Source organism: Paenibacillus sp. FSL H7-689, assembly GCF_000517905.1.
GTDB lineage: Bacteria > Bacillota > Bacilli > Paenibacillales > Paenibacillaceae > Paenibacillus > Paenibacillus amylolyticus.
Window position 1 is genome coordinate 331,411 of the sequence record NZ_ASPU01000013.1, and the last position, 13,240, is coordinate 344,650.

Annotated in this window: 10 protein-coding genes; all 10 read right to left on the reverse strand. The window is 44.6% G+C overall.

The window, feature by feature from the left end:
• Position 1: 1 nt before the first annotated feature.
• Complete coding sequence (locus tag C170_RS30705; RefSeq protein ID WP_155985038.1) at positions 2-163, reverse strand: hypothetical protein; 162 nt, start codon at positions 161-163, stop codon at positions 2-4.
• A 32-nt stretch (positions 164-195) separates the two neighbouring features.
• Complete coding sequence (locus tag C170_RS09015; protein WP_036608619.1) at positions 196-651, reverse strand: SRPBCC family protein; 456 nt, start codon at positions 649-651, stop codon at positions 196-198.
• 161 nt (positions 652-812) lie between these two features.
• On the reverse strand, positions 813-1,898 hold the full coding sequence (locus tag C170_RS09020) for an HD-GYP domain-containing protein (RefSeq protein WP_036608620.1): 1,086 nt from the start codon (positions 1,896-1,898) through the stop codon (positions 813-815).
• 283 nt (positions 1,899-2,181) lie between these two features.
• Positions 2,182-4,017, reverse strand: coding sequence for a UbiD family decarboxylase (locus tag C170_RS09025; protein WP_036608625.1), 1,836 nt, complete (start codon positions 4,015-4,017; stop codon positions 2,182-2,184).
• A 216-nt stretch (positions 4,018-4,233) separates the two neighbouring features.
• Positions 4,234-5,571 carry a sensor histidine kinase gene (locus tag C170_RS09030; protein WP_036608626.1) on the reverse strand — a complete coding sequence of 446 codons (1,338 nt, stop codon included), beginning with the start codon at positions 5,569-5,571 and terminating at the stop codon, positions 4,234-4,236.
• 2 nt (positions 5,572-5,573) lie between these two features.
• Positions 5,574-6,242 carry a response regulator transcription factor gene (locus C170_RS09035; protein ID WP_036608628.1) on the reverse strand — a complete coding sequence of 223 codons (669 nt, stop codon included), beginning with the start codon at positions 6,240-6,242 and terminating at the stop codon, positions 5,574-5,576.
• 29 nt (positions 6,243-6,271) lie between these two features.
• Complete coding sequence (locus C170_RS09040; RefSeq protein ID WP_036608631.1) at positions 6,272-8,236, reverse strand: ABC transporter ATP-binding protein/permease; 1,965 nt, start codon at positions 8,234-8,236, stop codon at positions 6,272-6,274.
• A 385-nt stretch (positions 8,237-8,621) separates the two neighbouring features.
• A complete protein-coding gene (locus tag C170_RS09045; protein WP_051447080.1) occupies positions 8,622-10,574 on the reverse strand; it encodes an S-layer homology domain-containing protein in 1,953 nt (650 codons plus the stop codon).
• Positions 10,575-10,665: 91 nt separating this feature from the next.
• A complete protein-coding gene (locus tag C170_RS09050; protein ID WP_036608633.1) occupies positions 10,666-11,703 on the reverse strand; it encodes a dockerin type I domain-containing protein in 1,038 nt (345 codons plus the stop codon).
• 192 nt (positions 11,704-11,895) lie between these two features.
• Entirely contained in the window at positions 11,896-13,188 is a 1,293-nt protein-coding gene (locus tag C170_RS09055; RefSeq protein WP_036608636.1) for an amidohydrolase, read from the reverse strand.
• Between the last annotated feature and the right edge of the window lie 52 nt (positions 13,189-13,240).

A 13,240-nucleotide genomic window follows, 5' to 3' on the forward strand; every position in this document is an offset into this window, starting at 1 on the left:
ATTAGTCCAGTTTATTCCACACCACAATAAAAAGAGTTGCCAACGGACCAAATAACAGGGAAATCAGAAACCAGTTCCGACCACTTCTGTTTTTTCCCTGAGCCAGTCCGGCATTAATCAAGGCAAGGGTACCCCAACCTACAAAATATTCATTATCCATCAAATGTCTTCTCTCCTCTATCCCTTCAATTCTGGCTACTGCTCAAGCATATCTTTGAGCTTACGATTACGATCCTCCAGAAATGCCTGCATGTATCTCTTCAGCACAAGTCGCTCCGTTGCCCATCCCAGTAATCCAAGTGGAGCTTCGAATCGAAGTGTGTCTCTCATGCAAGTCATCTGATCCCCAATTACGCTGAAATGATGTTCATGTCGCATGCTCTTGAAAGCCCCTTTCTCCATCTGATCCACAAAGAGGAAAGGTCGTTCAAACTGCACAATTCGGGACTTCAGCTTCTGTCTGACCCCAAAATGAGTAGCCTGAAATGTAACAGTATCCCCTGCTCCAATTCTTCCTGTTGTTACTCCTGCAACTGCTCGCTCTCTTGTATGTTGCCAGACGGTCTGAGTATGTGCATCAATATCCCGGGCATAGTCAAAGCATCGTTCAATCGAGGCATGTATTGTAATCTCGGTTGTCACTTCAATCATGGCGATCGCTCCTTGGCAGGAAAAATAAGGTCTTTGCAAAGTATACGCTTGCTTCCTTGGTCGAACAACACATCTAGGATGATATAACAAAAAACGGGTCCCCTGTCTTCGTACAGGAGGCCCGTCCTCAATATAAGTAAGGAATACAGATCATATTTAGATTAAATAAGCAATTCATCAATGGCAAGCGTACGCTCTTTGGAGAGATCGCGATATTCTTCAGACTCCACTTTGATGAGTGGTTTGAAAATATCGGACGTATTGTTCATGACAATAACACCTTTTTCTCCATTGCTGAGCAGAACCTGTTTCCCGATGAAATTAGGAAGCAAATGTTGCATCAATGCCTGAACCGGTTTTTCATTCAATTTACCAAATCCCATTCCATAGATATCTCTAAGGTTGTTGATCAGGTTTGGATTGCTTCCTCCGTGGTTCCCGGATCTCATGCCTATATAGATATCCGCTACAGATACAATCTGTGTATATGGATGAATTTCACTTTTCTCAAGTTGCATCGGATAACCCGACCCATCTTCCCGCTCGTGATGTTGCAGAGCAACCAGTGCTGTCGCTTCATCCGTCATCGAATTTTTGATAATTTCATGGCCATATATAGTGTGACGCCGCATTTCAAGCTGCTCATCAGCCGTCAACGGTTCTGTTTTGTTCCGAATCCGGTGGGAAACTTTGCACTTTCCAATGTCATGCAGATAACCACCGCGACTAATCTGATAACTCTCCTTCTGAGAATATCCAAGCCAATTCGCGAGGTAGAATGACAACAATCCTACCTGGATTGAATGTGTATAGTTATTGACGTCATCCCGCTCCAGCATCATCAGGAGATGAACGACATCTTTTTGCTCATCCAGTCCTTCAACCATCGGTTGCAGTGCATCATCCACCATGGTGGCGTTGAACTTGCCAACGGTCAGAGCTTCGAGAAAAGCATTTTGATAATTATGTACAGTCTGAATAAATTGGGACTTCAGCTCTTCTTCAGGCGGTTCTTCCTTCGTAGTTATCCCCGAAGCATGCTTTGCGGCTGCTGCAAAAAATTCTGCTTCAGTGATTTCCTCTTCGCGTGATTCAATATCTACATAATCTACACGGTGCTGCATAAGCAAGGTGATATCCTCACCTTTGATCACAGTTCCCTTCCCGAGAACGTGTAATCCTGCATCGCTGAATGTATCCGCAGTTAGACGGTCTCCGTCTTGCAGGTTCATAATATGGATTCTCAAATCGGTATTCCCCCTGAACAATTCATTATAGTAACAGCACCCAACGGAACGGGGCCACAAAAATACCTATACTTCTTTATATCGTTATAATTCTTCAATTCATACATAGTTCAAACGACCTTAATCACAATGGTAAATACGAACGCCTATGACTTTATCCTCACTCCAATATCCAAATTAGTCCCGGTTTTAAGCTTTTACACACTTTTATGCCTCATCGCCGTATCAGAGTAAGCCAACGAAGTTCAAACGCTCCGTTTGAACTTCTTCAAGACATCTCAAATTAGATTTTGATCGAACCCAGACTAGCCCCTTTAACAAAAAATCGTTCAATGCTCTTCTCGACCGAAGCATCGGGAATCAGCGGTGGTGCCTGATGGGGTTTGGTACGTGCATCAATAATCACCTGATCACAGCCCCAATGCTTGTGGTCATATCCGCTATTAACCCCGTACATATCATGTGAAGGGTTGCTTCGAGTAAAGGTTGCCCATAAGAAGTTGCTGAGGTTAGCACTCAGGAACGAACTGTCGTCACATAGAATGATCATCGGACACGAGTCCAGACCTCCCTGTTCTTTCAATAGAGACGTGAATGCTTGCATCTCCTGTGCTATATCCGCATAACTCGTAAAGGCCGATGTCTGGATCGAAACGATACCCGGCATGATGAGCTGTGGATTCTCATAACCACGAATGTTTTTCAAAGACTCCGGAACTTCCGCACACAGATCCCGAACCTTGTCGCCATACGCTGCAAAAACTACCTTGCTTCCGCTGTTCAGTCCTGTACCCGAATAATCGAGTGTATCAATCGTTGTATGGGTATGGAAATGAATATCCCGCTGCATATCCATACGCTCCAAGATATAGGTCAGGAATTCAACTTCCTTGTGGGTATCCAGAGGTTGCTGATCCTCAGCAGTAATAAACAGGTACTTCGCCAGACTGAGCTGACCCGTACCCAAAATACGGTTGGCAATCGTAAGCAACTCTGTCGGCTGCTTCACCGCCTGATATGGGGTGTAACGTTCACTGCCGATTGCAAACAGCAATGGATGGACACCTGCCGCATCGACCGCATGTACTTCTTTAACACCTGGAATCTCCTGTTTAATCGCGTCTCCAGTAATCTCATGAATCAAATCGCCAAAAGCCGTATCCTCTTGCGGTGGACGACCAACAACCGTAAACGGCCAGATGGCATTAGGTTTGGCATAGACTTTATGCACACGCATTAGCGGGAATTCATGTGTCAGACTGTAATAACCCAGATGATCACCGAACGGCCCTTCGGGTTTTGTCTCACCTGGGTAGATATCACCCGTGATGACAAAATCAGCATCATTACTGATGCAATATCCGTCCTTGTAACTGTACCGGAAGCGACGTCCAGCGAGCAGACCGGCAAATGTCATCTCACTTAGTCCTTCAGGCAAAGGCATAACCGCTGAAAGTGTATGTGCAGGTGGACCACCAATGAAAATACTCACTTTCAGTGGTTCTCCCTTTTTGACCGCTTTGGCTTGATGTATACCAATTCCGCGATGAATCTGATAGTGTAACCCAATTTCCTTGTTCATTTCAAAATCATTGCCATCCAGTTGAACCCGGTACATCCCCAAGTTTGAATTCATGATTCCTGGTTTGTCCGGATCTTCCGAATAAACCTGTGGTAGCGTCACAAATGCCCCACCGTCCATAGGCCAATGTTTGATGAGTGGTAAGTCCGAGATTTGAATCTCTTGCGCCGACACGGGTAGGCTTATAGATTTCTGTTTTGGCAGCGCCTGCCACGCAGCAAGACCTGTGCGGACATGCTGAAATGGCGTCTTAAGCGCCTTCATGGGATCGTCACGAACAGCCATGACCCGTTGTACGCCTTCCAGCGTACCGCGGAACATGAACTTGCTTCGTTCCACCGTGCCGAACAGATTGGATACGGCCTGGAACTTTGAGCCTTTTACATTTTCGAATAACAACGCCGGGCCTTTAGCCTCGTGCACTTTCATGTGGATCGCTGCCATCTCCAGATGAGGATCAACCTCTTCTTTGACCCGAATCAAATGACCATGCTGTTCCAGATCGTTAATACAATCTTCCATATTGCGATATTTCATTGGATGGCTCCATTCTGTGTATGATAAATTAATTAAGTTCATAGATTCACATAACGTCTCTTCTATTTTATCAAATGATCCACTGCTAAACAAAACTATATGTGAAATTTTGTCGCGAATACATATATCAAAATAAGCAATCTGGCAACAATCTGAATCCTGAACACACAGGAACCGATTGTTACCAGATTGCTGCTCTCTATTTTCTGGCTTTCCTTAAGATGGAGGTGTAATGGTCGATCTGGGGATCGTGACAATAAACTGTGTACCTTTTCCTACTTCGCTCTCTACATCAATTGTACATTGATGCAATTTCAAAATTTTAATGACAATGGACAAACCCAATCCATTCCCTCGAAGCGAGCTGCTTCGCGCTTTGTCCACCATGTAGAATCGATCAAAGATATACGGGAGTGCTTCCTCAGGTATTCCTTGTCCAGAATCTCTAATCAATACCTTCACATGTGAAGATGACGTCTCAATTTCGACATGAATGATACCCTGTGCACCGGTGTATTTGATCGCATTGTTTATTAAATTCTGCCAGACCTGATCAAACAAATCTTTGTCCACTGTGATCTCGCAGGGCAACAAATCCAATTCGATCTGTATGTCCTTCTGAGCCCACTGCGGCTCTGCCAGTAAGATCACCCTTCTTAATTGTTCATCTACCTGGAATGTGGTGAAATGAACCGGATGATGCTCTGAATCCAGCGAGGCTAGCCGAAGCAGATTATCACTGAGCCTCGATAAGCGCAGCGTTTCTTCATATATAATATCCAAATGCTCTTTCTGCTCTTCTAATGGAATAACACCATCTTGTAGTGCTCTGGTAAATCCTCTAATTGATGTGAGCGGAGATTGCATTTCATGAGAGACGTTGCTGACAAAGTCATCACGAACCGAATCGATTTTTTGCAACTCACTGGCCATATGATTAAAGCTCTCCATCAGTTCGCCAAACTCATCCTGATTATTATGTTTCAAGCGAACCGACAGGTCACCTGATGATATCTCCTTCGCTGCAACCGTTAATCTCTTAATCGGTTTCACAATGTACCCGGACATGAACAGGATTAATAAGCTGCCAATCACCAGAACTGTTAATAGTGAGGTTAAGAGCGTGTTTCGCAGTGTATGAAAAAGAGAGGAGAAATCACTTTGAATCAGAAATGTGCCGATCCCCTCGTTTGTTCCAGGAACACCTATGGTCGCGACTCCATCTTTACTGGACAGAAAAATGGCATCCGTTGTACCCGCCTCAAATAACGAATGAACTTTGTCCTCTGGCAAGGAAGATAACACTTCACTTTGTTCATTCACGGGAGTGATATTTAAGCCGTAGCGAGCAAAGATACCTAAGCTTGATTGTACTTTTTCCGGATCATCGATCAGGTTAATCAGTGTAGCGAGATCTTGAGCAAAAGTAACCATAAATCGATTCGGTGTCTTTTCCTGGGACCCGTTATTTATCATAAAGGAGAGAATCAAACTCACCAGAACAATCCCGATAAACGTAGCTACGATGCGAAGTCGCAGGCTTTTCCTAAACATTTTCATGCCCGCTCCAGCCGATATCCAAGTCCTCTTATCGTTGAGATCACTAACTCAGGAACATGTTCAAGACGTTCCCTTAACCGTTTGATATGTACATCAACTGTACGCTCATCTCCTTCGTAATCGATGCCCCATATGTCATCTATAAGCTGTGTACGTGTGAATATTTTCCCTGGCGAACTCGCCAGAGAAAATAACAATTCACATTCCTTCTTTTTCAATTCGATAGATTGTCCATCCGAAACAACCATCAGATTGCCCAAATCAATCGTTACACCGCTGATCTGAATCATGTTTGATGCACTTTTGTTATATCGTTTCAGTAACGATTTTACACGCAAGATTAACTCCACAGGATCAAATGGTTTAACCAGGTAATCGTCTGATCCTGCATTAAATCCTCTGACTTTGTCCTTGGATTCTCCCTTGGCAGTCACCATCAGGATGGGAATATCCAGATAAGACCGAATATCTTCCGTCAGTTCAATGCCGTCTATTCGCGGCATCATCACATCCACAATCGCCAGATCAACTTTCGTGTGCGAGAGGATATCTAACGCCTCTTGACCGTCTGGTGCTTCCAGCACGGAAAATTGATTCTTTTCAAGATAGATTCGGATTAATTTACGGATATGGGAATCATCGTCCACCACCAGAATTGTGTTCATGTAGCCATTATCCTTTCCAAAATTGATATTTATTCGTATCGTAAGGATTCCATCGGGTCCAGCTTCGCCGCTTTTGATGATGGCATCAAACCGGCAACAATACTAATCGCTGTACTTACCACGATACCAAACAAGATATAATATCCCGAGAGATTAATGAGTTTAGCTCCAAACGCATTGTCCAAAAGAATGTTTAATACATAACTAATGATCACTGCAAAGATTACCGCAATAATACCACTAAATACGCCTAATAAGGCAGATTCGGAGAAGAATATTCGCTTGATATCTTTCTTTCTTGCTCCAATCGCTCGGAGAATTCCGATCTCCTTTGTCCGTTCCACGACACTAATATAGAGTACTACCAGTATCATAATACCGGATACGATCAACGAAATACCTGCAATACCCGCAAGTACAATGGAAGCCATACTTACATATGTGGTGATATTCTCCATGACCTTGGCCATTTGGGAGCCTGCGAAACCAGCGTCTACAGCAGCTTCATTGATATCATTTACATATTTCATATCGGTTGCATAGGCGTTAACTTGAATTGGCCCAATCGTTATTCCTTCGTCCGCATACATTTGCTCCAGCGTCTCTGATGAAATGTACCCCGGGGATTGTTGCATTGGAGATTGCGGATCTGCCGCTTCGTAGATCCCTGAGATTGTTACTTCTTTCTCCAAAGTCACTGGTTTATTATTACTATCCATCTCATTGATATATAAAAACACGGACTTGCCGATCATGGTTTCAGCTTGATCATCTCCGCTTAATTGTTTCGCTGTATCGAGAGGTAACAGCATCTGATTTTCTACCGGCAGAACACCAGTTGTCATCAATGCTGGATCAAAAGCATCCGTTAACGTTGTTAACTGTGTGAGTCCTACACTTTGTTTTTCATTCACCATAGTGGATTTGCCTGTAATGGTCGTAATTGTCTCTACATGATCCACATTAGGAAAATTGCGAATCGTCTCTACATCAGCTTCGGTGAACGGTTCACCTGGTGCCATCAAGGCCTCGGGACCTTGCATGTCCTTGGCTTCTTCACTCGGCTTTGTTATATCCACGAGCAAAGGGTCCATACTTGAATTGATTTCGTCATTCATATACGTCGTTATTCCATTCCCCAAGGAGAGCATCAGGAGTACACTTAATATACCTATAGATCCACCCAAAGCGACCAGAACATTACGCTTGCCGTTGAGTTTCATATTTTTAAGTGCCATCTTGAATGAAGCAAGCAAGCTCAGGCTACGGGAAGAATCCTGACCACTCTCGTAAACAGCCGTAGAAGGATCTTTCAGGTGAATATCATCACTAATACGCCCCTCTTCAACCTTCACAATCCGTGTACCGGAGTCAGCGACTTTCTGCGAGTGAGTTACGGCAATCACCAGCATTCCCTTTTTGGCTATACTGTCGAGCAGAGCGAGGATTTGATCTCCGTTTTCCCTATCCAGAGCACCCGTCGGTTCATCTGCAAGAATAATATCCGGATTGTTGGATAATGCCCGTGCGATGGAAACCCGTTGCTTCTGACCGCCAGATAACTGGTTGGGACGTTTGTTCAGATGATCCTTCAGTCCCACCTCTGTCAATATATCAACAGCACGTTGGTTGCGATCCTTCTCATTGGTATCCGTCATTTGCATCGCAATCGTTACATTTTCGAGGACAGACAGATGCGGGATCAGATTGAAATTTTGAAAGACAAAGCCGATATTATTCTTCCGATAATCATCCATTTCCTTCTCTGTCATGGCACTTAAGTTCTTGCCACGAACAACGACGTCCCCTTCATAATCGGAGTCCATGCCACCAATGATATTCATCAGTGTCGACTTACCACAGCCAGATTCGCCGAGGATGGAGACAAATTCCCCTGTCTCAAAACTTAAGTTCAAACCGTGGAGTACCGGAACTCTTTCTTTTCCATATAAGGTGTATGATTTCTTCACATTTTTAACTTCTAGTATTTTCATATGGATCTCTTCCTCTCCTGATCATGCACGATATCTATCTATTTGATGTTCATATCGTAACAAATCAGTATGAACTGATAATGAACTGGACCAGTGCACCTATAAGAGGTTGTTCAAAAGAACTATATACAAAAAAACCGAATCCTTAGATATAAGGACTCGGGTTGTCTTATTTCGTTATTGCATTTGATAATATAAGTTAAACTAATCATTTACACGATAACGGAGAAGACAGAAAAAACCTGAAAAAGCGAAGCGTTCGCCTTTATCCCCGGATTTTCACCTTTGGAAAAGGGATTCAAAAAATCTGGGGATAACAGCGATTGGAAGGTTATTCTGTCGTCGTAGTGTCAGTGTAAATAATCTTTAGTTCAACTTATAAAGTTTAGATTAATCCTGCTTTTGCCAGCAGCCTTTTCACAATCGCGGCTGACTGCGCACGACTAATGTCTGCATCGGACATCAGTTTGCCATCAGCACCTTGTACCAGCTCTTGTTTAATCGCGGATGCAACTGGCTCTGCTGCCCAAGCCTGTACTTTAGCGCTATCGCTATATGTGCTAAGCAGACTTGTTGTCTCTGACGCGTCGGCCTGTGCCAGACCGACCAGTTTCATCGCACGTGACACAATAGTCAGCGCTTCAGCACGAGAAATTTCGCTATTCGGACGGAAGCTGTCGTCAGCATAACCTGAGATTAGGCCGTAGGACACAGCCGTCTGAACCTCATCCTCATACCAGCTACCAGTCTTCACATCTGTGAACGATGCCGCTTCTGTACTGCGCGGGGAGTGCAGCCCCAAACCTCTTAACAGAACAGCCGTAAACTCTGCCCGTGTAATACTCCGGTCTGGCGCAAACACGTTCTCACCGGTGCCTTGTACGATCAGACGGGATGCCAGATCCTGTACGTCATCCCGACTCCAGTGACTTGATACATCGCTGAATGTTGCCGGATGATAGATCAGGGCGTAAGTGCTGTTCGTCAAGCTGTTAATAATAGCAGAATCTTGCACGTTACCTTTGATAACCTTGGTCGGTACATGCAGAAGGCTGCCATCTGGCTGAAGCACAACTCCTGTCGTGATCTTTGAACCATCGACACCTTCTGGCAAAGTAATGGAGCGCTCTACATAAGAGTTGAAACGATCTACATTAACTTGCTGTCCATTCCAGATCGCTTTTACTTCAAAATCAATCGGAGCTGCGATCACCGTTGTGTTCTCCAGCTTATCCGCTGCAGCCTGAATTGCTGTTTGTTTAGATGTGGCACTAGGCACAATAGCGATTTGGATTGTGATATCTTCCAATGGAACCGTGCTTCCGAATTGGTTCAGAATCTGATCCACTTGAATCTGGTTAGCTGGAAGTGTGTACGTACCGCTATCAGTCTGAATGACAACTTCGGCATTACTTCCTTCCATTGTTTTGACCAACTTGCCGTTCAGTTCACCAACGACCGCACCCTTGCCAGTACCTGTAATAGGCAGCAGAAGCGTTTTTAGTCCACTTCCAATCTGATTGATGACTTTGTCATTATCCACATGAACCGTGGTGGTAACCTGATTGTTTACCGTTGATGTGGTGGCCGTAGCAGACTGTTCCTGTTTCTGACCGTTCACATAGATGTCTACACCTTTAGTTACCACCGGAGTCGATGGAACTGGGGTAACGACTGGTGAAGTTGGTGATACACTTCCTCCTCCTCCACCTGAAGAGTTACCAGGATTCGGTGTAGGTGTCGAACCGGAATTGTCGCCACCTGAATTTGCTGCTGTAATTGTGATTGTTCCACCAGACAACTGAGCACCACTATTGTGTTCTACATTTGTAAAATGCCAATGTTCTGAATCAGTTTGATCTACGGATAGCTGTTTCGTTCCAGGCGCCGCATTGCTTTTGGCTTTGACCTCAATATCAAATAATTGGGTTTCATCTACAATTGAGTGGTCACCCCCAGTAAAATCAACCCAGATGATCCGTACCCAGCCTTCCGCATTATTAATTTGGTACTGGAAGTCTGCTACACCATCTTCATTTGGGGATGTGCTGATGACGTTGACAGATTTAGGCGTGATACGGACAACTTCTAGGGCAGATGTATCATAATCAATCTGCATATTATAAGCGCTAACCTGAGAATAGGACTGCTTTAATGTAACAGGGACATGAACCGTCTGCCCCGCCTGTACACTAACATTTGCAAATTGCACCTGTGATGGTTCTGCCGGTTCTGCCCCAGCTATACTCGGGAATACGAGAGACGAGAGTAGCGTCAGTGCGATGAGACCTGACATTGTTCTTCTGATTCTTGGACGTTTCTTTTTCGGTTGAAACATGTATTAGCCTCCATGTCTGTATCAATTGGTAGAATGTATGGTGACGATAGAAAAAATATTGTTATTCGTTATTTAAATTAAAAAATATGAATTAATCAGGGCGTTGTATTTTTTCTTTTCCAACAATGTATACTCGTCTAGGCTCCGTATTCGTATCCGAAGTGGAATGAGTAGTCACTTCGAGCACAAGATAATAACCTTCGTCCTCAGATGTAACGGTATGCTGTTCTCGTGTCTCCCCTTCTATTGGAACCATATCTTCTCCTGAAGGGTCTGTTGCGCGGTACCACTGATAAGAAGGAGTATTAATGTAATCAATATCATCACCATCAACATCCATTAAATAATAATCTGTGGCAATTGTGTTCTCCATGTAATTCTTCAATTGACCATTCAGCACATACGGCGCATCGTCCACTTGTTGAAAGGTCAACACATAATCATTGTTTTTCGCGCCAAGTGTTTTATTGGCATATCCGTTTAACAACGCATTCATATCCCCCAAAGTGGGTTCCGCATTACGATCCACGTCCATTCGGTTCATCTCTACATAAGAATAACCGCGGCGACTGACCATATTACGAAGATAAGTCAAAAGTTCTGCTGCATCCGCAGAATTCACTTTTCCGTCTGCATTTACATCCCCTTTTTTACTAATGTTAAGTTCAAAGTTATCCGTAACCGTTTCCGGTACATCAGATACAGTATATTGAGCTTTCAATTCAATATTGATCTTGCCGCTCTTGTAAGGAATAACAACCAATGTATTTTCATTTTCTATCGTTTCTACATACACCCTAGCTATACTGTTATCACTTGAGTTGGCTGTGAGCATACTAAACTCATCAGATCGTAAATGGGTACTCAAATCAATTCTAACTCTATTGTTCATTACCTCGATGGGTACACCGGACACAAAAGAAGGATCGTTTTGTTCCGATGAATAATTTAACCAATGGATGCCGTCGTTGAGTACAGGCCGTGAAATGTTAATCTCTGGGCCAATTTCACCTGCGTTAGCTTGAGGAAGCGCTCCACCTATAGGCAACGCAATGCCCAGCCCGATTGCAGTCAACATGCTTTTTTTCAATATCGGCTTAAGCCGTTTTTTGTTTTGTTTCCCCTTCAATTCATGTTCCTCCTCGTATACATTTCAAATTTGAACAACTACATGCTCAGTATAACGACCCATTCTGAACCGATTCTGAACAGGACCACAGAACTACTTCCAGTTGAAATTCGACAAAAAACGCCATGGAGTAAGCCTCCATAGCGTTTTGAACACAAATCATTTTCCAGTTTGGATCAAATTCACCTAAAATTAAATTCCCTCAACAATTCTTTTGGCTCTAACCTTCACCTCACGGTAAAGTTCATCCTCATCGATCGTGAGCAGCTTCCTGCCTCTCATGAGGAGCTGACCATTCACGATCGTGGTGTCCACGTCCGCCCCATTTACGCTGTAAGCCAGTAACGATTCTACCTCATGTATCGGTTGAAGATGTGGTTTCGCCAGATCGATCAGGATCAGATCAGCTTTGTGCCCCACCTCAAGCATACCCACTTCATCCAGTAGACCAAGCAGACTAGCACTTCCACGTGTAGCCATGCTTAGTACGTCCTTGGCTGGCAAGCGAGTGGGATCGCCATAGTCCAGCTTTTGCAGCCAGGTCGCGGCTTTGATCTCCTCGAACATATCGACGGTTGTGGCACTTCCCGCTCCATCCGTTCCGATTCCCACGTTAATTCCCTGAGCCAACATCTCGGTAATTGGAGCAATTCCGCACCCCAGCTTCAGATTGCTGACTGGATTGTGTGCTACACCGCCGCGCATGCCCTTCAATCTGCCGATGTCCCTGCGATTGAGGTGTACACCATGCGCAAGCAACACATGTGCCTGTTCGAACATCCCCGCCTCTTCCAGATACTCTGTCGGTGTCATGCCATAGCGCTCACGAATCTTCACAACTTCTTCCTTCGTCTCAGCCAGATGAATATGTAGCGGGATATCCTCTGTGACAGCCAGAGCAATGACTTCACGTAGCTGCTCCATGGGACATGTATAGGGTGAGTGGGGTCCATACATGGTTGTTATCCGCCCATCGGCCGCTCCAGACCAGCGCTCTACAAGGTCGATCGCCTCCTGCAATCTGCGTCCCCCATCATCCTCCATGAATACCATTCCACGTGTAAGCGATGCCCGCATCCCCGTTTGCTTAACCGCTTCTGCAATCTCATTCATATGAATGTACATATCCGCAAACGCAGTGGTACCCGAACGGATCATCTCGGCGATGGATAACTTGGCACCCCAATAGATGTCTTCCGGGTTCATCCGTGCTTCAGCAGGCAGCATTTTGCGTTCGAGCCAGTCCATCAGCTTCAGATCATCCGAGAATCCCCGGAGCAGACTCATCGGTGTATGTTGGTGGGCATTAATCAGTCCTGGCATGGCAACCTTATTGCGTCCATCGATAATCTCATCTTGGGGGTGAGGCACAATGTGTTCAGCAATATGCGTAATGCGATCACCCTCAACACGAATATCCCCCGTAAAGGGGGCATCGACATCTTTCATCGTTAGGATCGTAGCTTGCTGAATCAGTATACTCATTACATTCACGGCTCCTCTGAATTGGTTGTGGTTCCTTCCATATCCGAGGGTA

What these genes read in the sequence shown, in the direction of transcription:
- C170_RS09015 (WP_036608619.1), bottom strand. Translation starts at nt 651, where the DNA reads ATGATTGAAGTGACAACCGAGATTACAATACATGCCTCGATTGAACGA.
- C170_RS09025 (WP_036608625.1), bottom strand. Translation starts at nt 4,017, where the DNA reads ATGAAATATCGCAATATGGAAGATTGTATTAACGATCTGGAACAGCAT.
- C170_RS09030 (WP_036608626.1), bottom strand. Translation starts at nt 5,571, where the DNA reads ATGTTTAGGAAAAGCCTGCGACTTCGCATCGTAGCTACGTTTATCGGG.
- C170_RS09035 (WP_036608628.1), bottom strand. Translation starts at nt 6,242, where the DNA reads ATGAACACAATTCTGGTGGTGGACGATGATTCCCATATCCGTAAATTA.
- C170_RS09040 (WP_036608631.1), bottom strand. Translation starts at nt 8,236, where the DNA reads ATGAAAATACTAGAAGTTAAAAATGTGAAGAAATCATACACCTTATAT.
- C170_RS09045 (WP_051447080.1), bottom strand. Translation starts at nt 10,574, where the DNA reads ATGTTTCAACCGAAAAAGAAACGTCCAAGAATCAGAAGAACAATGTCA.
- C170_RS09055 (WP_036608636.1), bottom strand. Translation starts at nt 13,188, where the DNA reads ATGAGTATACTGATTCAGCAAGCTACGATCCTAACGATGAAAGATGTC.